We start from the raw sequence: 21,783 nt of genomic DNA on the forward strand, positions 1-21,783 counted from the left end.
CGCCGCAACCGCACCACCGGCGGCTTCATCATCATCGACGAAACCACCAACCGCACCGTCGCCGCCGGCATGATCATCGAAGCCAACTAACCCCAACCCGCCAGCACCCAGCACCACACCAGATCGCCGTCTACGGACAGAACCCCCGGCTCACACCCCAGGTTCCGACCACAGACGGCGATCTCCGTCTCCCCAGCCCCACCCAGCCCGTCGATCATGAAGTTAGGGCAGCGACACGCCGTCGAACACGCCCATAAGTTCATGATCAACGCGGTAGAGGGGTGGGGGTCAGAGGGGGTGGGTTAGGGAGATGTAGCCGTCGGTGGGGGTGAAGCCGAGGCTGCGGTAGAGAGTCTGGGCGGCGGTGTTGTCGGTCTCGGTTTGCAGGGAGACGCGTAGCGCTCCGGCGGCGTGGGCCTCGTCGAGGACCTTCGTGAGCAGGGCGCGGGCGTGGCCGCGGCCTCGGTGCGCGGGGTCGACGTACAGGTCGCGTACCAGCCAGAAGGTGCGCAGGCGCAGCGAGGCGGGCACCGGCAGCGCGACGGCGAAGCCGCAGGGCCGGCCGTCCGCGAACGCCGCCGCGATCCGCAGCCCGGACGCGGCGGCCTGCTCCTGCAGCCAGCGCCGGGTCGCACCGTACGCCCGCTGCTCGCCGTAGTGCGCGCGGTAGTCGTCGAACAGCTCGGCGACCGCGCCGAACGCGGCGTCCGCCGGGCCCACCCAGGTGATCATTCGCGTGACACTACCGCCGATCGGATCGCGGTGATGGCCGCGGCCAGCTCCGCGATGACCCCCGCCAGGCTGGTCCCGTCGCCGCCGGACAGGTTGACCGTACGCAGCTCGTCGGGCTTGGGCAGCTTCGCCACGATCTCGGGCAGCCGGGCGATCAGCTCGGCCTGCACCGCCTCGGGTGTGCGGGCGTTGGCGATCTCCTGGCGCAGCCGGTCGCGCTGCAGCCCCAGCAGGGCGGAGCTGTGCGCCTGCTCGGCGCGGTCGCGGGCCAGCTCCAGCTCGTGCTGCACGGTGAGCCGCTGCAGTGTCTGCTCCAGCTCCAGCCGCAGCCGGCTCATCTCGGTCTCCTGCGCGTGCCGCTCCTGCTCCAGCCGCAGCGCGTGCAGGGTGGTCTCGCTGGCCTGCGCGGCGAGCGCGCGGGCGTCGGTCTGCTCGCGCTCGCCTCGGCGCAGCCGCTCGGCGGCGTCGCGGTCGAACGCGGCGGCGGCGTTGCGGGCCTTGAGGTCGGCCAGCTCGCGCTCGTTCTCCGTACGCTGGAGCTGGTCGAGGCGCGCGGCGGCGAGCTCGCGGCCGGTGATGACCTCCTGCGCGCCCAGCTCGGCGAGCCGGGCGAGCTGGCCCTGCTCGGAGCGGAACGGCTTCTGCAGGTTCTCCCAGAGCCGCGCCGAGGTGACCACCGCCTCCTTGATCTGCACGGTGACGATGCGCAGGCCGAGGCCGGTGTCACTGTCGCCCGCGCCCTCCGCCACGCCGCGCAGCCGGGCGGTCAGCTCCTCGATGATGGGCTGCTTGTCGCTGAGCACCTCGTGCACGCTCATGGTGGCGACCTTGTCCTTGATGGCCGCCTCCGCCTGCTCCTTGAGCTGCAGGTTGACCAGGCGCATCGGGTCGGAGGCGTCACCGAAGTCGAGCTTGCGGTACGCCGTGGCGATGTCCTGCACGATCCACTGGACGTACGCCTGCACCAGCACGCCCTGCAGCTCGCGGCAGATGCAGAAGGCGTTGAGCAGGATCGTCTGCATGGTGCCCGGCACGACCAGGTAGGAGTCGGTGCGCGGCCGGTAGCGGAAAGAGGTGCCGAGGCCGAGGTGCAGCGGCTTGTCCCGGCCGCGGCGGGTGTGCACCACGAACGCGTTCGGCGGCACCAGGACCGTCTTCCACGGGCCGAAGCCGGTGACGCGTACGTCCACTGCGGACGGAGGGGTGCTCGCGGCGTCGGCCGCGCTGCGCCGGGCGCGATTGCTGGTGTCGCCACCGCCGCCGCTGGCCTGGGCCTGTGGCGCCGGGGCGGCCGCCTTCTTGACCCGCAGGTCCTGCTCGAGCTGAGAGGACTGGGCCATGACCTGGTCGAGGTAGACGTTGCGCTCCGCGGAAGCCATGCGCGGCATCCTGCCGCATGCGTGCCACACCGTCCACTGTGGTGTCAGGAAGGAAACCGCGCGATGCGGCGGGCCCTGCCGTGGGGTTCGCGGTCAGGCAGCCCCGGGAGCGCGGCGGTCCGCCACCGTGCGAGGTGGCCGGGGAGCGACGTCCGCTGCGCGCCGTCCGGCCGGGTCGCTCCCGGGTGGGAGCAGGCCTGGCGACAGAGAGTTGGGAAGGGCACCTTCCACCACGCATGGCGTTAAGAAGGTGCCCTTCCTTTCAGGAGAGGCGGTGGGCGCCGGGCGCGGGCAGGGCGGTGAAGGTGGCGGGTGGGGCGAAGCCGCGGGTGGCGAAGGCGGAGCGCACGGCGTCGGCGACGGTGTCGAGTTTCTCGGCCTCGACCAGGGCCAGGACGCAGCCGCCGAAGCCGCCGCCGGTCATCCGGGCGCCGTACGCACCGGCGGCGAGCGCCGTTTCGACGGCCTCGTCGACCTCGGGGACGGTGATCTCGAAGTCGTCGCGCATCGAGGTGTGCGAGGCGGTCATCAGCGGGCCGATCTCGCGCAGGCGGCCCTCGCGGAGCAGGGCGATGGTCTCCAGCACCCGGGCGTTCTCGGTGACGACGTGCCGGGCGCGGCGGACCAGCAGCGGATCGTCCAGCCTGGACAGGTCGGGCAGGGTCGCGTCGCGCAGCGCGGGCAGGCCGAGCAGCTCCGCGGCGCGCTCGCAGGCGGCGCGGCGGGCGGCGTACTCGCCGTCGACGAGCTGGTGCGGGGCCTTGCTGTCGATGACCAGGATGGCCAGGCCCTGCCCGGCCAGGTCGAGCGGGACGTGCTCGGTGGCCATGGTGCGGCAGTCCAGGAACAGCGCGTGGCCCTCGCGGCACAGCGTCGAGGCGGACTGGTCCATGATCCCGCAGGGCACCCCGACGTACGCGTTCTCGGCCCGCTGGGCCAGCTTCGGCCGGTGCGCGAGCGGGATGTCCAGGCCGCCGAGGTCGGCCAGCGCCGACAGCACCGCGCACTCCAGCGCGGCCGACGAGCTCAGGCCCGCCCCGCCGGGGACGTCGGAGTCGACGCGCAGCCGCGCGCCGGGCACCTCGTAACCCGCGTCGCGCAGCGACCACACCACCGCGGCGACGTACGCCGCCCAGCCGGTGACCGGTGCGGACAGGTCGAAGGTGACCGTCTCGCCGGCGAGCGTCGAGGTGACGATCCACTCCGGACGGTCCAGCCGGCTCGCCTCGACGACGGTGCGCTGCGGCAGCGCGAACGGCAGCACGAAGCCGTCGCAGTAGTCGGTGTGCTCGCCGATCAGGTTGACCCGGCCGGGTGCGGCCCAGACACCGTGCGCGACGGCTGCGGCGCCGGGCGGCGTGTCGGCCGGGCCCGTGCCGGCGGACCCGCCGGGCGTCACCGCCCGCTCCGGAAGAACGTCCAGGCGTCGGCGACGATGTCGCGCAGGTCGGTCTTCTCCGGGGTCCAGCCCAGCTCGGCCTGCGCCCGGGCGGAGGAGGCGACCAGCTCGGCCGGGTCGCCGGGGCGGCGCGGTGCGATCTCGACGGGCAGCGGGTGCCCGGTCACCTCGCGGACCGCCTCGACCACCTGCATGCAGGAGAAGCCGTTGCCGTTGCCGAGGTTGTAGATGCGGTGCTCGCCGGGGCGGGCCGCGTCCAGTGCCAGCAGGTGGGCCTGCGCCAGGTCGCCGACGTGGATGTAGTCGCGGATGCAGGTGCCGTCGGGGGTGGGGTAGTCGTCGCCGAAGACGGCGAGCTTCTCCCGCCGGCCGGCCGCGACCTCCAGCGCGATCGGGATCAGGTGGGTCTCCGGGTCGTGCCGCTCGCCGATCATCGAGCCGTCCGGCAGCACCAGCGCGCCGGCCACGTTGAAGTAGCGCAGGCTGATCGCGGCCAGGTCGTGCGCGTGCGCCTCGGAGGCGATGGCCATGTCGACGGCGAGCTTGGTGGCGCCGTAGGTGTTGACCGGCTTGGTGACGGCGTGCTCGGTCAGCGGCAGCTCGGACGGCTCGCCGTAGGTCGCGGCGGTGGAGGAGAAGACCAGCCGCTTCACGCCCGCCTCGCGCATCGCGGCCAGCAGCGCCAGCGAGCCGATGGTGTTGTTCTCCCAGTGCAGCTCGGGGTGCGACATCGACTCGCCGGCCGAGATCAGCCCGGCGAAGTGGAACACGGCGTCGAACCCGGCGTCCGGCGTGAGCACCGAGGCGGCGTCGTGGATGCGGGCCCGCACGAACCGGGCGCCCACGGGCACCTGCGAGTCGTCGTTGCGCGAGAGATCGTCGAGCACGACCACCTCGTGGCCCGCGTCGACCAGCAACCGGGCGACGACGCTACCGACGTACCCCGCGCCTCCGGTGACCAGTACCTTCATCAGTACGCTCCTCGAACTCCTGGTGCGGGCCAGCCTAGCCCGCGCCGCGGCGATCGCGACGACGCCTATCTCATCATATTCCAACAGAAAGCAACAGGCTCAAACGCTGTCGCCTCCCCGTCAGGTCGTCCCGGCGATGACCGCGCGTACCCGGAAATCGCGGTGCCCGCCCTGGTCGGCATGCTCGCCGTGCGGGAACGGCAACACCGGAACGCTACGATGCGCGCATGTCCGTGCCCCGGCAGAACACCCCCCGCACGCGGGAGAATCATGGTCGAGAACCGCGCCGCCGGGAGCCCCGGTTACGTCCGCCCGGCCGGATGGCGCGAGCCGTGGCGCCGGCCATCGTGCGGGCGGCCGACGCGCTGACCCGCTGGACCAACCGGGTGCTCGGGGTGGAGGCCACCGCCGGGCGGGAGCAGATCACCGAGGCCGAGCTGCGTGAGCTGGTCGCCGTCAACACCGCGCTGGACCCGGACGAGCGCCACATCATCAGCAAGGCGCTGGCCCGCTCCGCCGCCACCCTGCGCGAGGTGATGGTCCCCCGCACCGAGGTGTGGTTCCTGGCGGTGGGGATGACCGTGTCCGAGGCGATCGCCGAGGCCCGCGAGGCCGGGCACACCCGCCTGCCGGTCACCGACGGCAGCCACGACGACGTCGTCGGCTTCGTCCACCTGCGCGACCTGCTCTGGGACGAGCGCCCCGAGCGCCCGGTGCGCGAGCTGGCCCGGGAGATCAAGCGGCTGCCCGCCAGCAAGCCGGTGCTCGCCGCGCTGTCGGAGATGCGCCGCGAGCGGCACACCATCGCGGTCGTCGTCGACGAGTACGGCGGCACGGCCGGCATCGTCACCCTCGAGGACCTCATCGAGGAGCTGGTCGGCGAGATCCACGACGAGTACGACGAGACCCCCGCCGCGCACGCTCCGGGCGGCCCCGCGCCGGACGAGGTGGACGGCATGCTCAACCTCGCCGACTTCGCCGAGCGCACCGGCATCGCGCTGCCCGACGGCCCGTACGAGACCGTGGGCGGGTTCCTGATGAGCGTGCTCGGCCGCCTGCCCGCCGCCGGGGACAGCGCCACCCTGGAGGCGTACCGGCTGACCGTGCTCGCGCTCGACGGGCGGCGGGTGGCCCGGGTCCGGCTGACCCCGGTCGAGCCGACGGCGGCACCCGAGGCCGCCTGACCCGCACGGTCAGCGGATCGCCAGCTTGCGCCAGGTCACCCCGTCGGTGGAGACGGCGACCCAGCCCGCGCGGAACAGGTCCAGGGCGACGTAACCGCCGGAGGTGGCGCGCAGGCTGCCCACCGTCGGCAGGCTGGCCGGCGCGGCGGTGAAGCCGGCGCCGAGGTCGGTGCTGAGCTGGAAGCGGCTCTCGGCGGCGATCATCAGGCGGCCGTCGGGCAGCAGCACCGGCTCGCCCTCGACGCGCATGCCGCCGCCGTCCGAGACGCGGGTCAGGTCGCTGCCCGCGTACACGCCGGTGATCCTGCCCGCGCGGGTGGTCAGCGCGACCACGTCCTCGCCGCGCACGGTGGCCGTGACCAGGTCGCCGGCGGCGGCCCCGGCCAGCTCGTGCAGGTGCCAGGTCGCGCCGCCGTCGCTGCTGGAGGCCAGCGCGGGCGCCTTGCCGGCGGCCTGGCCGCCGGCCCACCAGACGCCGCCCACGGTGGGGCGGCGGGCGAGCCAGCTGCGGGTCAGCGGGGGCTGGGTCGCCGGGGCGGGCAGGGCCACGCCGGTGTCGGCCTCGACCAGCCAGGTCCGGCCCCCGTCGGCGGTGCGGGCGAACCGCGGCAGGCAGTCGGTCTCCGCCGCGGTGCAGGTGGTACGCAGCCAGCCGGCCTGCCCGTCCAGCTCGAACCGGTCGATCAGGCCGGGCAGGTCGGGCGCGGTGGCCGGGTTCGGGATGGCGCTGATCGTGATGCCGGCGCCCTGGTACGCGCCGGGGGAGGCCGACGGCGCGGGCGAGGCCGCAGCGTCGTACGGGGAGGGGCCGGGCCGCCACGGCTGGAGCAGGCCGACCACTGCGACCAGCAGCACGGCGGCGACGCTGCCGACCTGCGCGGCCTGCCGCCGGGCCCGCAGCCGCCCGGCGCGCACCCGCACCTGCTCCAGCGGGGGCGCCTCGACGTCGTCGAGCAGGCCGCGCAGCGCCTCCCGGCCCCGGGACAGCCGTGACTTGACCGTGCCCACGGGGACCTCCAGGATGTCGGCGACCTCGTCCAGGGGCAGATCGGCGAGGTAGTGCAGGACGATGACCTCGCGGTAGCGGCTGGGGATGCCGGCCAGGGCCGCGCGCAGGTCGGTGTTGTCGGGCTCCGGCGCCGCCGCGGTCATCCGGGTCAGCGGCCGCTCCCGCAGCAGGATGGTGTCCAGCAGCTGGCGGCGGCGCCAGCGGCGGCGGACCACGTTGATCGCGACGGTACGCAGCCACGCCTCCGGCGCGTCCACATCGCGCAGGCCGTGCCGGCGCGCCAGCGCGCGGGCGAACGCCTCCTGCACGGCGTCCTGCGCCTCGGTCAGGTCGGTGGTGAACGCGTAGACCTGCGCCACCAGCCGGCGGTACCCGGCGTGGTACAGCTCACCCAGCTCGTCCTGCGCGGTCATGGTCTCCCCGGTCCCTCGTCCTCGGCGACTGTAGTGAGTCGCACCGGCGGCGTCCGGTTCCCAGCTTCATGCGGGGATCATCGGGGTGGGAGAATGGCCCGCATGTCCTTCGACGCGACGCAGCACAGCAAGCCCCGGGTGCTCTCCGGGATCCAGCCCACCGGCGGCTCGTACCATCTGGGCAACTACCTGGGCGCGGTGCGCAACTGGGTGGCCATGCAGGAGACGCACGACGCGTTCTACTGCGTGGTGGATCTGCACGCGATCACCGCGGGACACGACCCGAAGCTGCTGCGCGAGCGCACCCGGGTCAGCGTGGCGCAGCTGCTGGCCGTCGGGCTCGACCCGGCCCACTGCACGATCTTCGTGCAGTCGCACGTGCCCGAGCACGCGCAGCTGGGCTGGGTGATGAGCTGCATCACCGGCTTCGGCGAGGCCAGCCGGATGACCCAGTTCAAGGACAAGTCGAACAAGCAGGGCGCCGAGCGGTCCAGCGTCGGCCTGTTCACGTACCCGATCCTGCAGGCCGCGGACATCCTGCTCTACCAGGCCGACTCGGTGCCGGTGGGCGAGGACCAGCGCCAGCACCTGGAGCTGACCCGCGACCTGGCGCAGCGCTTCAACACCCTGTTCGGCAAGACCTTCACGCTGCCGCAGCCGCACATCGTGAAGGAGACCGCCAAGATCCTCGACCTGCAGGACCCGAGCGCGAAGATGTCGAAGTCGGCGTCGACCGGCAACGGCCTGATCGAGCTGCTGGAGCCGGCCAACCGGATCGCCAAGAAGATCAAGTCGGCGGTCACCGACACCGGCCGCGAGATCACCTTCGACCCGGAGGCCAAGGCGGGCGTGAGCAACCTGCTGACCATCTACTCGGCGCTGTCCGGCCGCTCCATCCCCGAGCTGGTCGAGGCCTACGACGGCAAGGGGTACGGTGACCTCAAGAAGGACCTCGCCGAGGTGGTGGTGGAGTTCGTGACGCCGTTCCAGCAGCGCACGCAGGAGTACCTGGACGACCCCGCGCAACTGGACAAACTGCTGGTCATCGGTGCCGAGAAGGCCCGTACCGTGGCGACGCCCACGCTGGCTAACGTCTACGACAAGATCGGGTTCCTGGCGCCCGCGGCGGGATCGAAGTAGCAGCGGCACAGCCGGGCGGCCCATCGGGCGCCGGGCGGCATTGGAGGCGTCGGTGGAGCGCACCATCGGTATCGCGATCGGCATCCCGCAGCCGTGGGGTGCCGAACTCGACGCGGCCCGCGCCTCCACCGGCGATCCGCTCGCCGCGCTGATCCCCTCGCACGTGACCCTGCTCGGCCCCACCATGCTGGCCGTCTCGGCGGACCTGGACCGGCGCATCGACGAGCTGCTGGAGCGGGTGGCCGCGGACAACGCCCCGTTCGCGATCCAGCTGCGCGGCACCGGCACGTTCCGGCCGGTCAGCCAGGTGGTGTTCGTGGCGCTGGCGGCGGGCATCGTGGAGTGCGAGCGGCTGGCCGACGCGATCCGCACCGGGCCGCTGGCCCGTGAGCTGGCGCATCCGTACCATCCGCACGTCACGGTCGGCCACGACGTGCCCGCGCCCGCGCTGGACGACGTCTTCGAGCGCATGGCCGACTACACGGCCCGCTTCGAGGTCGACCACTTCACCCGCTACCAGCACAACGGCGACGGCCGCTGGCAGCCCGTCCGCGACTACCCGCTGGGCGGCTGACCCGTCCGGCCGACCCGCCGGTGCAGCACTTTCGGGGAAACCGCGCGAAAGACACGCTGCTTTCGCGCGGTTTCCCCGAAAGAGCAGCCGGGCCGGTGGCCCGGGGCGGAGTCAGGAGGCGGTGAGGCGGGCCGAGATACGGGCGAAGCCGGCCTTCAGCTCGTCGGCGCTGGGGGCCTCGGCCACGTGCTCGTCGTGCTCGTGCTCCTCGTCCTCGGAGTCCGCGTCGTCGTCCAGCACGTCGTCGATCTCGTCGGCCTCCTCGGCCGCGAGATCCTGCGCGTTGGCGATCTCGGCGCGGATCTGCTCCAGCGTGGTCGCCGGCAGCAGCGGCTCCACGACCGCCATCAGGTCCTCGTCGGCCACGATGTGCTGGGCGAGCGCGAGCGCGTGCGGGCGCTCGTACGGTCCGCAGACCACCGGCTCCCACTCCTCGTCGTCGTCGAGCGGGCCGAAGGTGATGATCCAGGGAAGGTCGAGCTGCGGCGCACCGGCCGGCAGCTCCAAAGTCACGAGTGCACCCACGTGACCATCATCGAGCTTCGCGGTGCCTTTTCGGGGGAGGCTCCACGGAAACAGTCCGCCGGTCCGGCGTGTCGCCGTCGTCGGCGCCCTCCAGCCGCGCCGCCCGCTCGGCCGCGTCGTCCTCCCGCGCGGCCCGCTCGGCCGCCTCGGCCTCGGCTTCGACGCCGTCCGCGGCGGCGGCCTCCGCCTCTGCCCGGGCCAGGTCGCCGGGCGGGATCCACTCCAGGTGGTGCTTGCGCGGGCGGCCCCAGGCCAGGTCGAACACCTTGCCCCGGCGCGACGTGGCGGCATAGGCGACCGCCCACAGCACGATCTGGTTGAACAGGTAGAGGTAGAGCAGCAGACCGACCGAGGCGGCGACCGCGACGTACGCCGGGTTGTTCTCGGTGCGCTGCACGAAGTAGCGCCCCAGCTCGTTGAGCAGGGTCAGCCCGACGCCGACGATGCCGATGGCCGGCAGCAGCCGCCGGGGCGTCATGTGCACCCGGGGCAGCACGGTGACCAGCGCGAAGCCGATGATCGCGTTCACCAGCACGGCCAGCGCGTACGACCCGACCTTGAGCCAGAACGCGCCGGTCGACTTCGGGATCAGGTCGAAGATCCGCTCCAGCCCGTCGATCGCGGTGAGCGAGACGCCCATCAGCAGCCCCAGCGCGATCAGCATGCCCAGGTCGGTCAGGCGCAGCACGAGGAAGTTGCCGGGGTGCTGGTCCAGGCCCCAGATGGCGCGCTGCGACGAGCGCCAGGCGTCCACCCAGCCGATGCCGGCCAGCACCAGGCTGATCACACCGATCCACTGGATCGACGTCGCGGCGGTCTTCAGCTGGTCGGTGTCGATCGACGGCAGGTACTCCTTGAGGAAGGCGTCGACCTCGGCGACCAGGCTCACGTTGGCGGAGAACACCTTCACCAGCACGGCGTAGGCCACCATCGCCATCGCGTACGCCGCGAAGAAGGCGTAGTAGGCGATGGCCGCGGCCAGCCGGCCGGCCAGCACGTCGGCGTAGCGCTCCTTCATCCGCCAGAGATGGTCGAACCTCGCGGACCGCTTGCGCGCCCGGTCCACCAGCTCCTCATAGCGCGCGCCGATGACCTCGGTCATGCGCTGCACCCATCCCACGACGGCCACCACACCCACATCCTCCCCGACCCCCACCACCGGCAGGAAAGGAAGGGCACCTTCTTAACGGACGTCCGTTAAGAAGGTGCCCTTCCTTTCCTCGGGTCAGGCGGAGAGCCAGAGGGCGGTGTCGGCGGGGATGCGGCCGTCGGCGTGCAGGGGGCCGCTGGCGAGGAGCACCTCGCCGGACAGGCCCAGCTCGGCGAGGTCGACCGCCCGGTCGGCGATGTTGACGACCACCACGACGCCGGGCTCGCGGCGGAAGGCCAGCACTCCCTCGGGCGCGTCCAGCCAGTCCACCCGGCCGCCGCCCAGGGCGGGCAGCTCCTTGCGCAGCCGCAGCGCGGCGCGGTAGAAGTTCAGCGTCGAGTCCGGATCGGTCTCCTGCGCCTGCGCGGTCAGCGCCTCCCACTTGGCCGGCTGCGGCAGCCACGGCGTGCCCAGGCCGTCCGGGTTGAACCGGAAGCCCTCGGCGTGCGTGCCGCCCCACGGCAGCGGGACCCGGCAGCCGTCGCGGCTCTCGCCGGTGCGCTTGAACGACGGGTCCTCGCGCAGCTCGTCCGGCAGGTCGAGCACCTCGTTGAGACCGAGCTCCTCGCCGTTGTAGAGGTACGCCGAGCCGGGCAGCGCCAGCATGAGCAGGGTGGCCGCACGGGCCCGGCGCAGGCCCAGCTCACCGTCGCCGTAGCGGGTGACGTGCCGGAACTTGTCGTGGTTGGACAGCACCCAGGTGGTGGGCGCGCCGACCAGGTCGGCCTCGGCCAGCGACTTGTCGATGATGGTACGGAACGACACCGGGTCGAAGTCGGCCATCATGAAGTCGAAGTTGAAGGCCTGATGCAGCTCGTCCCGGCCGATGTAGCGGGCCAGCCGCTCCGCCGACTCCACCCACGCCTCGGCCACGGCCATCCGGCCGCCCGGGTAGGCGTCCAGGATGGGCCGCCACTCGCGGTAGATGTCGTGCACGCCGTCCTGGTCGAAGTAGGGCAGGCGCTCGCTGCCGAGCATCTCGACCTGGCGGCCGCCGTCGTCGCTGGTGCGCCCGACCGACGGCAGGCCGGCCTCCTTGACCATGCCGTGCGCGACGTCGATGCGGAAGCCGTCCACGCCCCGGTCCAGCCAGAACCGCAGCACGTCGCGGAACTCCGCGCGCACCTCGGGGTTCTCCCAGTTCAGGTCGGGCTGCTCGGGGGCGAACAGGTGCAGGTACCACTGCCCGTCCGGCACCCGGGTCCAGGCGCGGCCGCCGAAGATGGACTCCCAGTCGTTCGGGGGCAGCTCGCCGTGCTCGCCGAGGCCGTCGCGGAACATGTACCGCGCCCGCTCGGGGGAGCCGGGCCCGGCCGCCAGCGCCGCCTGGAACCACTCGTGCTGGTCCGAGGAGTGGTTGGGCACCAGGTCGACGATGATGCGGATACCCAGCGCGTGGGCGTCCTTCATCATGTCGTCGAAGTCGGACAGGGTGCCGAAGCGCGGGTCCACGTCGCGGTAGTCGGCGACGTCGTAGCCGCCGTCGGCCAGCGGCGAGGTGTAGAAGGGGCTGAGCCAGATCGCGTCGATGCCGAGCTCCCGCAGGTACGGCAGCTTTCCGCGCACGCCCTGCAGATCACCGGTGCCATCGCCGTCGGCGTCGGCGAAGCTGCGCGGGTAGATCTGGTAGACGACGGCGTCACGCCACCAGTCGTCGTTTGCCTGCGTGGTCACTGGCTTTCCTTTCCGAGGTCGCGCAGGAGCGGCTGCGCAGGGGTGGTCATGAGGGGAGCAGGGCCACGGCCGCGCCGGCCGGGACGGTCAGGGTGAGGGCGCCGCCCATGGTCACGTCCAGGATCTGCCCGGGGATCCGGTCGCGGTAACCGCCGGACGGTCGTGGCGCGCCTTCCGCGGTGGCCGGTGCCGGCGGTGAGAGCGGTTTCTCAGCGGACCTGGTGCGGGCAGCGCGCGGCAGCACGACGGCCGCGCCGACTGCGGCGGTGTCGCGGTTGCTGCGGCGCATGACTTCCTCCAGGAAACGGGTCGTCACAGCGCAGGGAACGCCGCCGTGGACCCATGAAGGATGTCGCGCAAGCTACGCAAGAGTCAAGCAGAGGATTTCAGAAAGTTTCATGCGTCATAGTGAAGCGCCGTCACTCCGCGTGGGCGGCGGTGGACCCGCGGACCACCAGCTCCGGTCGAAAAATGTACTCGGAGTGGGGTGCGGGGTGTCCCTTGATCTCATCCACCAGTGCCCGGACGGCCGCCACGGCCATCGCCCGGACGGGCTGGCGCAGCGTGGTCATCGGCGGGTCGGTGAACGCGATCAGCGGCGAGTCGTCGTACCCGACCACCGAGACGTCCGTGGGCACCTGCAGGCCGCGGGCGCGCACCGCGCGGATCGCGCCCAGCGCCATCAGGTCCGAGCCGCACACGAAACCGGTGACGCCGCGGTCGAGCAGCCGGGACGCGGCCGCGTCGCCGCCCTCGACGCCGAACAGCGACAGCGAGATCATCTCGTCGATCTGCGCGTCGCTGAGGTTCAGCAGGCGCCGCATGGCGGCCCGGTACCCCTCGATCTTGCGCTGCACCGGCAGGTAGCGGTCCGGGCCGGAGATCAGGCCGATCCGCTTGTGGCCGAGCGCGACGAGGTGGGACACGGCCAGCTCGCCGGCCGCCCGGTCGTCGCACGAGATGAACGGCGCCTCGATGCCCTCGGCGTAGCCGTTGACCAGCACGATGGGCAGCGGCCGGGCGATCAGCTTGCGGTAGCGCTCGGGGTCGCTGGTCGAGTCGGCGTGCAGGCCGGAGACGAAGACGATGCCGGAGACCTGCCGGTCGAGCAGCATCTCGACGTACTCGTCCTCGGTGACGCCGCCGGGCGTCTGGGTGCACAGCACCGGGGTGAAGCCCTGCTGGGCCAGCGTCGTCTCGATGATCTGGGCGAACGCCGGGAAGATCGGGTTGTCCAGCTCCGGGACCACCAGGCCGACCAGGCCGGCGCTGCGCTTGCGCAGCCGGGCGGGGCGTTCGTAGCCGAGCACGTCCAGGGCGGTCAGCACGGCCTGCCGGGTCTCGGCGGAGACGCCAGGCCGGTCGTTCAGCACCCGGGAGACGGTGGCTTCGCTCACCTCCGCCTGCTGGGCGATGTCAGAGAGTCGCGCGCGCATGGCGGCACTCTAGCCGAAGACAGCCCGATGTTGATATGCCCGCACTGCAAGGCCTTCCATTGCTTGCAAAGCCTTGCTAACCTCCCCGCAACAAACTCCGTAACACGGATCACAACCCCGGCAACGGGGTGCTGTGGTGCGTCACCGGTTTTGGAAGACCTTCCAAGGCGGTGGCGCGTCGACCCCTCTCGGCAGCGCGGGCGTGCGTGGACACGCCCGTACGGCCGCCCCCCGGGCCGCCTGCGGGTGGCCCTCTTCGAAGGAGTTCCCATGCGCATCCGTATCACGGGTGTGATCGCCGCCGCCGGCCTCGTGCTCGGCATGGCGGCCTGCGGCGGCAGCAACGAGCCGGCCGCCACCCCCAGCAAGGACAAGGGCAACGGCAAGCTCGTGCTCTGGACCGACCCGACGCGCGCCCCCGTCCTCAAGCCGTTCGCCGACGCGTTCGGCACGGAGAACGGGGTGACCGTCGAGGTCAAGGAGATCAGCGAGAACCAGCAGCAGACCTTCATCACCGCCTCCCAGCAGGGCAGCGGCCCGGACATCATGGTCGGCGCGCACGACTGGATCGGCAACATGGTGCAGAACGGCGCCATCGACCCGGTGCAGCTGACCGCCGAGCAGAAGGCCGCGTTCCACCCGAACGCCATCAAGGCCGTCACCTTCAACGGGCAGATCTACGGCGCGCCGTACGCCATGGAGAACGTGGCCCTGATCCGCAACACCGACCTGGTGCCCACCGCCCCGGCCACGATCGAGGAACTGATCAAGGTCGGCAAGGAGCTGAAGGCCGCCAAGAAGGTGCAGGAGATCCTGTGCGTGCCGTTCGGCGCGGGCGGCGACGTCTACCACACCTACCCGCTGTTCTCGGCGGCCGGCGGCTCGCTGTTCGGCACCACCGCCGCCGGCGACCCCGACCCGTCGAAGGTCACCGTGAACACCCCCGAGTCGATCGCCGCGCTGGGCAAGCTCAAGGCGCTCGGTGAGAAGGGCGAGGGCGCGGTCAAGACCTCGATCGGCAACGAGAACGGCATCCCCACCTTCGTGCAGAAGAAGTGCGCGTTCCTGATCTCCGGTCCGTGGTCGATGAACGACGTCAAGAAGGCCGGCTTCAACTACGACATCACCGCGGTGCCGGGCTTCGAAGGCGGCGCGCCGGCCAAGCCGTTCCTCGGCGTGCAGGCGTTCTACGTGGCGTCGAAGGGCAAGAGCAAGGTGCTGGCCCAGGAGTTCGTGGCCAACTACGTCACCAACAAGGACGTGGCGCTCGCGCTCTACAACGCCGACCCGCGCCCGGCGGCGCTGACCGCCGCCGCCGACGCGGTGAAGAGCCTCGACCCGAACGCCGAGAAGTTCGTGCTGGCGGGCGCCAACGGCATCCCGATGCCGGCCATCCCGGCCATGGGCGCGATCTGGGGCCCGATGGCCAACGCCGAGGTGGCGGTGGTCAAGGGCGGCGACCCGAAGACCGCGGCCGAGGCGGCGGCCAAGGCCATCATCGCCGAGATCAACAAGTAGTCCTGCCTCATGACCACTGAGGTGGCGGGTGCGGGGGGCGCGAGCTCCCCGCACCCGGGGCCGTCCGGGCCGGCCCCCGAGCAGCGTTCCCCCCGGCGTGGGCAGCGCGGCGACGCGGAGACCTTCCGCCGTCGCGAGGTGTCCACCGGCTTCATCGTGTCGCGCATCGTGGTGCTGAGCATCGTCGCCGCACTGCTGATCTACGCGGCCCCGCCGCTGGTCGAGGACGAGTCCTGGATCGCGCTGGGCGTGCTGGGCGTGGTGACCGCGCTCGTCGCCTACCTCTACCTGACCCCGCGGCACGTCCCGGCGAAGTACCTGGTGCCGGGCACCGTCTTCCTGATCGCGTTCGCCATCGTGCCGACCGTGCTCACCTTCGTCACCGCGTTCACCAACCTCGGCGACGGGCACCGCGGCACCAAGGCGGAGGCGGTCACGGCCATCGAGACCAGCTCGGTGACCCAGGTGCCGGGCTCGCCCGAGTACCACCTGACCATCGCCGAGCGCGACGGCGCCATGGTGTTCCTGCTGGTCGACCCGGCCACCAAGGCGGTCCAGGCGGGTACGGCCGACGGCCTGTCCCCGGTCGACGGGGCGCAGGTGAGCCTGACCGGCAAGGTGCTCGCCGCGGGCGGGTACACCATCGTGCCCACCGCGCAGGCGGCCGAGCGGGACGCGGAGATCGCCGCGTTCTCCGTGCCCACCCCCGGCGGCGCGATAAAGGCGACGGGGCTGAGCCGCGCGTTCGAGGGCAAAGCCGACAAGAGGTACGACGCGGCCTGTGACTGCATCGTCAACCCGGCCGGGGAGAAGTGGTTCGCCGACGAGGCGGAGGGCTACTTCGTCAACTCCGCCGGCGCCCACCTCGACCAGGGCTGGAAGGTCGACGTCGGCTTCGCCAACTTCAAGAAGGCGCTGACCGACCCGACCATCTCCGGGCACTTCCTCAACGTGCTGATCTGGAACTTCGTCTTCGCGATCAGCGCGGTGGCGACGACGTTCGCGCTCGGCATGGTGGTGGCGCTCGCGCTGCACCACCCGCGGGTCCGGGGCACCAAGCTCTACCGGGTGCTGCTGGTCCTGCCGTACGCGATGCCCTCGTTCGCGATGCTGCTGATCTGGCGGGACATGTTCAACATGGACTTCGGCCTGATGAGCAAGCTGTTCGGGGTGCACGACTGGCTCGGCACGCCGACCACGGCCCGGCTCGGCCTGATCCTGGTCAACCTGTGGATGGGCTTCCCGTACATGTTCCTCGTGATCACGGGTGCGCTGCAGGCGGTGCCGAAGGAGCTGACCGACGCCGCCCGCATCGACGGCGCCTCACCGTGGGCCGGGTTCCGGCGGGTCACCCTGCCGCTGGTGCTGGTCGCGCTGACGCCGCTGCTGATCTCGTCGTTCGGCTTCAACTTCAACAACTTCAACAACATCCGGATGGTCACCAACGGCGGCCCGTACGCGATCGACAACGCCACCGTGGGCGCCACCGACCTGCTGATCAGCTACACGTACCGGGTCGCGGGCTTCGACTCCGGCGTGGCCGACTTCGGCTTCGCCGCGGCGATCTCGGTGTTCATCTTCACGATCGTGGCGACGGTGTCCACCGTGGCGTTCTGGCGCAGCCGCCGGCAGGAGGAGGTGTACTCGTGAAGTTCCTCAGAGAAGTCGCGTGGCGGCACGCGGTGGCCCTGGCGGCCTGCGCCTTCGCGGTCTTCCCGATCATGTACGTGGTGTCCGCCGCGCTCAACCCGCTGGGCACGCTCGCCTCCACCGAGCTGCTGCCGACCGGCGCCAGCCTGGACAACTTCGGCATCCTGTTCAACGGTCAGCAGCCGTTCGTCAACTGGTTCCTGAACTCGGTGGTCATCGCGCTGCTCTCAGCCTTCGCGGGCCTGCTGATCAGCGTGGCGGCGGCGTACGCGTTCAGCCGGATGCGTTTCCGGGGCCGCCGGGTGGGGCTGCTGAGCATTCTGCTCATCCAGATGTTCCCGCAGTTCCTGGCGATCGTGGCCATCTTCATCGTGTTCACCGAGGTGACCGAGCTCTACCCGACCTTCGGCTTCAACAAGCCGTGGGGCCTGCTGGTGCTCTACCTGGGCGGCGCGCTGGGCGTGAACACGTACCTGATGAAGGGCTTCCTGGACACCGTCCCCAAGGAGATCGACGAGTCGGCCACCATGGACGGCGCCTCCCACGTGCAGACGTTCTTCCGCATCATCCTGCCGCTGGTCGGCCCGGTCCTCGCGGTCACCGCGATGCTGTCGTTCATCGGCACCATCAACGAGTTCCTCATCGCCAACGTCTTCCTCCGTGACACCGAGGCGAAAACCCTGGCCGTGGGCATGTACGGCATGCTCACCGACAAACGCGACTCCAACTTCGGCGCCTTCGCCGCGGCCACCCTGCTGACGGCGATCCCCACCGTCAGCCTCTTCCTCTGGCTCCAGAAGTACATCGTCTCCGGCCTGACCGCCGGTGCCGTCAAGGGCTGACCCCACCCCACTGCGTTGATCATGAACTTGTGGACGTGCTCGACGGCGTGTCGACACCCCTGACTTCATGATCGACGCAGTGGGCGGGCAGCCGACTACATCAGCAGTGTCGCGACCTCGGGTCCCGGTGACGGGGCTGCGGGCTGAAACGTCGACATCCTCGGAACACGGAAGGATGGCGCGACATATGCGTCTTCACGAGCAGCCGCATCATGACGGCTCTGGGCTTTATCTCTCGAACTCCGCGCCCGCGCTGGGTGAGGTCGTCACCGTGTGGGTGCGGGTGCCGGCCGCGGCGGGGGTGAGTGCGGTGCATCTGCGCAGCACGCCGGACGGTGAGCCGCGGTTCGCGGCGGCGGCGGTCGATCCTGATCGGATGGGGACGGCCGTGGCGGGGTACGGCGTGACCGACACGTGGTGGCGGGCCGAGCTGACCGTGCACAATCCCGTCTGCAACTACCGGTTCCTGGTGCAGGCCGCGGGGTGCGAGCCGTACTGGCTCACCGCGGGCGGGATCGTCGAGCACGAGATCCCCGACGACATGGACTTCCGGGTGCTGGCATACCAGCAGCCGCCCGCCTGGTCGGCCGACGCGGCCGTCTACCAGATCTTCCCGGACCGGTTCGCGCGCTCGGCGGACGCGGCCCCGCTGGCGGAGACCGAACTGCCCGGCTGGGCGCTGCCGCGCGAGTGGGACCGCGACGAGGTGATCGGCCACGGGCCGGGCACGTCCGAGCAGTTCTTCGGCGGCGACCTGGACGGGATCACCGAGCACCTGGACCACATCCAGGCGCTGGGCGTCAACACGGTCTACCTGACCCCGGTCTTCCCGGCCCGGTCCAACCACCGCTACGACGCGTCCACCTTCGACGCCGTCGACCCGCTGCTCGGCGGGGACGCCGCGCTGGCCCGGCTGGCCGATGCGCTGCACGCCCGCGGCATGCGGCTGCTCGGCGACATCACCGCCAACCACTGCGGCGACGCGCACGAGTGGTTCACCGGCGCGGTGTCCGAGGTGCACGCGCCCGAGCGGGAGATGTTCTACTTCGACGAGGCCGGCGACTACGAGTCGTGGTGCGGCGTGCAGAGCCTGCCCAAGCTGAACTGGGCCAGCCCGCTGCTGCGGCAGCGGATGGCCGCGGTGCTGCGGCGCTGGCTCGAGCACTTCGACGGCTGGCGGGTGGACGTGGCCAACATGACCGGCCGCCGCGGCGCGCAGGACGACACCCACGAGGCGGCCGCGCTGATCCGGCGCACCCTGCCCGCCGAGGCGATGCTGGTCGGCGAGCACATGCACGACGCCACCGGTGACCTGGACCGCGACGGCTGGCACGGCACCATGAACTATCTCGGGTTCACCCGGCCGGTCTGGGCGTGGCTGCGCGGCGACGACGACCAGGACCGCTTCTTCGGTACGCCGGGCGGCGTGCCGCGCCGGGACGGGCGTGCCGCGTACGCCACCATGCGCACCTTCGCCTCGCGGGTGTCGTGGCGGTCGCTGACGCACTCGTGGAACATCCTGGACTCGCACGACTCGGCCCGGATCCGCACCGTCACCGGCTCGGCGCAGCGGCACCTGGTCGCGCTCGGCCTGCAGGTGACCATGCCGGGCACGCCGATGGTGTACGCGGGCAGCGAGTTCGGCCTCACCGGCTGGAACGGTGAGAACGCGCGCACCCCGATGCCCTGGCACCGCCCGGCCGACCGCGACGAGGACATGCTCGCGGCGTACCAGGCGCTGCTGCGGCTGCGGGCCGACGAGCCGGCGCTGCGCCACGGCGGGTTGCGCTGGCTGGATGTGACCAGCGATACCATGGTCTACCTGCGGGAATTCCAGCAGAATGCCATCTTGGTGGCGGCCCGGCGCGCGGGCGGCGAAGCAGTGCGGCTTCCTCTCGGCGCGCGGCTGACCGGCGTCTTCCACGCCGCGGACCTCGAACCGGACGACTCGGGCACGGTTACCCTGCCCGGCGACGGCCCGAGCCTGCGCGTCTGGCGCCTGGGCCCACCCCGCTGACAGGCGGTGGCGGCACGCGGTTCGACCCCGTGTGCCGCCACTTGCCGTACAACCCGCCCGCCGGTGGCCCGCTCAGGGCCGCGGCGCTGGCGAATGCTCGGCCAGCAGCTCGCTGACGGTGACGAACTCGAAGCCCTGCGCCTTGAGCCGCCGGATCATCTCGGCGAGCCCGCGGATGGCGACCAGCCGGTCGTCCGGGCCGGTGTCGTGCGCGAGCAGGATGGTGCCGGGGGTGCTGGACTCGGCGATGTAGTCCACGAGCCCGGGCGGGTTCGACTTGTAGTCGGACTCCAGCATCTGCAGGTTCCACAGGATGGTCGCGTAGCCGAACTCCGCCGCCGCCCGCAGGGAGCTGCCGCCCAGGTGCCCGTAGGGCGGCCGGAAGACGGCCGGCTCGCGGCCGGTCGCCTGCGTGATCGCGTCGTGCGCCTTGTTCAGCGCCTCGTACGCCTCGTCGTAGTCCAGCCGGGCCAGGTCGACGTGCGCCCAGGTGTGGTTGGCGTACTCGTGCTCGCGCGCGCCGGCGATGATCCCGCCGTTCTTTTGCGCGTTCTCGCCGATGAGGAAGAAGGTCGCCCGCGCCCGCTCCTCGGCCAGGATGGTGAGCACCTCCGGCGTCCACTGGGGCATCGGGCCGTCGTCGAAGGTGAGCGCGATGAGCTTCTTCGCGGTGTCGACGCTCCACACGACGGGGACCATCGGATGCTTCGGGGGCGTGCGCCGGCCCGCTCGGATGGACGCCGCATAACCGTCGTAGAACGGCAGCGGATACTGCGCGCGGACAGCCTCCGCGGCCTTCAGACCGCCGATTCCGGCCACGGCGCCGCCGCCGGCCAGCAATGAGCCCCTCAGGAGCTGCCTACGATCCACGACTGCATCTCCGCTCACGCTATGCCGCTGTGCCCGGCGATGATACATGCGGCCGGTCGATGCGACGCAGGCCGAAGACCGCCGCGCACTGCCTGCGCAAACGGCCCCCGGCCTGCGTCGATTACTAGACGTACGTCACGGTCGCCCAGAGCGGCTGGTGATCGGAGTACGACGACGTCGTCGCGTCCGCCGTGTAGTTCTCGAAGTCATACCGGGACAGGAAGATGTAGTCGATCTTCTGCGGAGTGAGCACGGAGTCGGTGGTGTACTCGTTGGTGGCGCAGGCGCAACCGTCCGTGTTACGGCTCCAGGTGGTGGGCCGGTCGGCCTCGTTGAAGATGCCGTTGCCCGCGGGGCTGTACTGGTTGGAGTACATCGGGTTGATGCGCGAGCTCTTCGGCGTCACGTTGAAGTCCCCGCCGACCATGACGTGGTTGCCGCTCCAGAGCGGCTCGACGTAGTCCGAGACCGCCTGGATCTGGTTGTCCGACACGGCGGAGTCGGGGTCGATGTGCGTCACGCAGGCGACCAGCGGCTGGGTGCCGCCACCGGTGGCCGTGGTCCTGAGGCACATCACCTTGCGATCCTCCACCGAGGGCTTGTCCGCCTCCGGCAGCCACCATGCTCCGGCGAAGGAGTAGACGCTCGTCTTGAGCAGGATGGCGATGCCGTAGTCGCTGCCGTCGGCGCAGCGGGCCGGCACCGTGGTCTCGAACCGCCCGTAGTAGGGCGCCAGCGACCCGTACATGTGGTTGTACTGCGAGCGGCAGACCTCGTTCAGAGTCACCACGAGCGGCTGCGGATTGCGGTTGTTGATGGAGGAGATCACCGCGTTGGCAACGCCGAGTCCCGCGCTGTTGCACTTGTTGCCGCACATATTGAAGTGCAGGTAGACGTGCGTGACGCTGGCGGCTTGAGCGGGTGCGGGACTGACGAATGGCGCGAGCGCGCTCGCGACGAGCGCGGCGAGCATTGTTGCCAGCCGAGCCCGGAATCCTGACTTCAAATGATTCTCCCGTATATGCGGTTCGGATTGCGCGCGCAGGGAGAAGGTAGCGACGGCGGCATGCCGCTGTCCGACCCCATATTTCGGGCATAAAGGGCCGTCGCAATAACGATCCACATAGCGTGACCGGATCTATCCGACATTGATTCATCAATATGATGATTCGCATCTGTAAATGCCGATGGCCGTCACTGCCGGTGATTGTCGCGTTTCGATAACGATGATCAGGTGGGGCGTCCAGGACCGCCTGCGCGCCGTCGATGCGGCGGCCTGCCGGTGGCCCCGTGCGCAAGA

At 71.1% G+C, this 21,783-nt stretch carries 19 protein-coding genes; 7 read left to right on the forward strand and 12 right to left on the reverse strand.

What is annotated here, in order from left to right:
- Positions 1-288: 288 nt before the first annotated feature.
- The 4 genes from AB0J67_RS13670 to galE all read right to left on the reverse strand — a co-directional run bounded on the left by AB0J67_RS13670 (position 289) and on the right by galE (position 4,481).
- Entirely contained in the window at positions 289-732 is a 444-nt protein-coding gene (locus tag AB0J67_RS13670) for a GNAT family N-acetyltransferase (RefSeq protein WP_363481055.1), read from the reverse strand.
- On the reverse strand, positions 729-2,111 hold the full coding sequence (locus AB0J67_RS13675; protein WP_363481058.1) for an SPFH domain-containing protein: 1,383 nt from the start codon (positions 2,109-2,111) through the stop codon (positions 729-731). The genes AB0J67_RS13670 and AB0J67_RS13675 overlap by 4 nt, the downstream gene beginning before the upstream one ends.
- Positions 2,112-2,373: 262 nt before the next feature.
- Positions 2,374-3,510: a galactokinase gene (gene galK / locus AB0J67_RS13680; protein WP_363481061.1), complete on the reverse strand. Its 1,137-nt coding sequence runs from the start codon at positions 3,508-3,510 to the stop codon at positions 2,374-2,376.
- A complete protein-coding gene (galE, locus tag AB0J67_RS13685; RefSeq protein ID WP_363481064.1) occupies positions 3,507-4,481 on the reverse strand; it encodes a UDP-glucose 4-epimerase GalE in 975 nt (324 codons plus the stop codon). The genes galK and galE overlap by 4 nt, the downstream gene beginning before the upstream one ends.
- Positions 4,482-4,801: 320 nt before the next feature.
- Here galE and AB0J67_RS13690 point away from each other — a divergent pair, with 320 nt between their 5' ends.
- Entirely contained in the window at positions 4,802-5,665 is an 864-nt protein-coding gene (locus AB0J67_RS13690; RefSeq protein ID WP_363481067.1) for a hemolysin family protein, read from the forward strand.
- 9 nt (positions 5,666-5,674) lie between these two features.
- Here the strand turns inward: AB0J67_RS13690 and AB0J67_RS13695 are convergent, their stop codons facing one another.
- Complete coding sequence (locus AB0J67_RS13695) at positions 5,675-7,087, reverse strand: RNA polymerase sigma factor (RefSeq protein WP_363481069.1); 1,413 nt, start codon at positions 7,085-7,087, stop codon at positions 5,675-5,677.
- 102 nt (positions 7,088-7,189) lie between these two features.
- Between AB0J67_RS13695 and trpS the strand changes: the two genes are divergently transcribed.
- Positions 7,190-8,227 carry a tryptophan--tRNA ligase gene (gene trpS, locus AB0J67_RS13700; protein ID WP_363481071.1) on the forward strand — a complete coding sequence of 346 codons (1,038 nt, stop codon included), beginning with the start codon at positions 7,190-7,192 and terminating at the stop codon, positions 8,225-8,227.
- A gap of 52 nt (positions 8,228-8,279) precedes the next feature.
- The gene (locus tag AB0J67_RS13705; protein WP_363481074.1) at positions 8,280-8,801 is read left to right on the forward strand and encodes a 2'-5' RNA ligase family protein; all 522 of its coding nucleotides are present in this window, start codon (positions 8,280-8,282) and stop codon (positions 8,799-8,801) included.
- 111 nt (positions 8,802-8,912) lie between these two features.
- Here AB0J67_RS13705 and AB0J67_RS13710 read toward each other — a convergent pair whose 3' ends face one another.
- From AB0J67_RS13710 to AB0J67_RS13730, 5 genes are all read right to left on the reverse strand, one after another.
- Positions 8,913-9,326, reverse strand: a complete 414-nt coding sequence (locus AB0J67_RS13710; RefSeq protein WP_363481077.1) for a hypothetical protein — start codon at positions 9,324-9,326, stop codon at positions 8,913-8,915.
- A 7-nt stretch (positions 9,327-9,333) separates the two neighbouring features.
- Entirely contained in the window at positions 9,334-10,428 is a 1,095-nt protein-coding gene (locus AB0J67_RS13715) for a YihY/virulence factor BrkB family protein (RefSeq protein WP_363481080.1), read from the reverse strand.
- Positions 10,429-10,551: 123 nt separating this feature from the next.
- Entirely contained in the window at positions 10,552-12,150 is a 1,599-nt protein-coding gene (locus AB0J67_RS13720) for a glycoside hydrolase family 13 protein (protein WP_363481083.1), read from the reverse strand.
- 46 nt (positions 12,151-12,196) lie between these two features.
- Positions 12,197-12,466: a hypothetical protein gene (locus AB0J67_RS13725; RefSeq protein WP_363481086.1), complete on the reverse strand. Its 270-nt coding sequence runs from the start codon at positions 12,464-12,466 to the stop codon at positions 12,197-12,199.
- Positions 12,467-12,569: 103 nt separating this feature from the next.
- Positions 12,570-13,586, reverse strand: a complete 1,017-nt coding sequence (locus AB0J67_RS13730; protein WP_363481089.1) for a LacI family DNA-binding transcriptional regulator — start codon at positions 13,584-13,586, stop codon at positions 12,570-12,572.
- 270 nt (positions 13,587-13,856) lie between these two features.
- Here AB0J67_RS13730 and AB0J67_RS13735 point away from each other — a divergent pair, with 270 nt between their 5' ends.
- The 4 genes from AB0J67_RS13735 to AB0J67_RS13750 all read left to right on the forward strand — a co-directional run bounded on the left by AB0J67_RS13735 (position 13,857) and on the right by AB0J67_RS13750 (position 19,613).
- Positions 13,857-15,104, forward strand: a complete 1,248-nt coding sequence (locus tag AB0J67_RS13735; RefSeq protein ID WP_363481092.1) for an extracellular solute-binding protein — start codon at positions 13,857-13,859, stop codon at positions 15,102-15,104.
- Positions 15,105-15,113: 9 nt separating this feature from the next.
- Positions 15,114-16,754: an ABC transporter permease subunit gene (locus AB0J67_RS13740; RefSeq protein WP_363481095.1), complete on the forward strand. Its 1,641-nt coding sequence runs from the start codon at positions 15,114-15,116 to the stop codon at positions 16,752-16,754.
- The gene (locus AB0J67_RS13745; RefSeq protein ID WP_363481098.1) at positions 16,751-17,596 is read left to right on the forward strand and encodes a sugar ABC transporter permease; all 846 of its coding nucleotides are present in this window, start codon (positions 16,751-16,753) and stop codon (positions 17,594-17,596) included. Before AB0J67_RS13740 ends, AB0J67_RS13745 begins: the two co-directional genes overlap by 4 nt.
- 187 nt (positions 17,597-17,783) lie before the next feature.
- The gene (locus tag AB0J67_RS13750; protein ID WP_363481100.1) at positions 17,784-19,613 is read left to right on the forward strand and encodes a glycoside hydrolase family 13 protein; all 1,830 of its coding nucleotides are present in this window, start codon (positions 17,784-17,786) and stop codon (positions 19,611-19,613) included.
- A 72-nt stretch (positions 19,614-19,685) separates the two neighbouring features.
- Here the strand turns inward: AB0J67_RS13750 and AB0J67_RS13755 are convergent, their stop codons facing one another.
- Positions 19,686-20,312, reverse strand: a complete 627-nt coding sequence (locus AB0J67_RS13755; protein WP_363481103.1) for a polysaccharide deacetylase family protein — start codon at positions 20,310-20,312, stop codon at positions 19,686-19,688.
- Positions 20,313-20,607: 295 nt separating this feature from the next.
- On the reverse strand, positions 20,608-21,456 hold the full coding sequence (locus AB0J67_RS13760; protein ID WP_363481106.1) for an endonuclease/exonuclease/phosphatase family protein: 849 nt from the start codon (positions 21,454-21,456) through the stop codon (positions 20,608-20,610).
- Positions 21,457-21,783 lie beyond the last annotated feature (327 nt).

The sequence above is a fragment of the Catellatospora sp. NPDC049609 genome (assembly GCF_040675365.1).
Taxonomy (GTDB): Bacteria; Actinomycetota; Actinomycetes; order Mycobacteriales; family Micromonosporaceae; genus Catellatospora.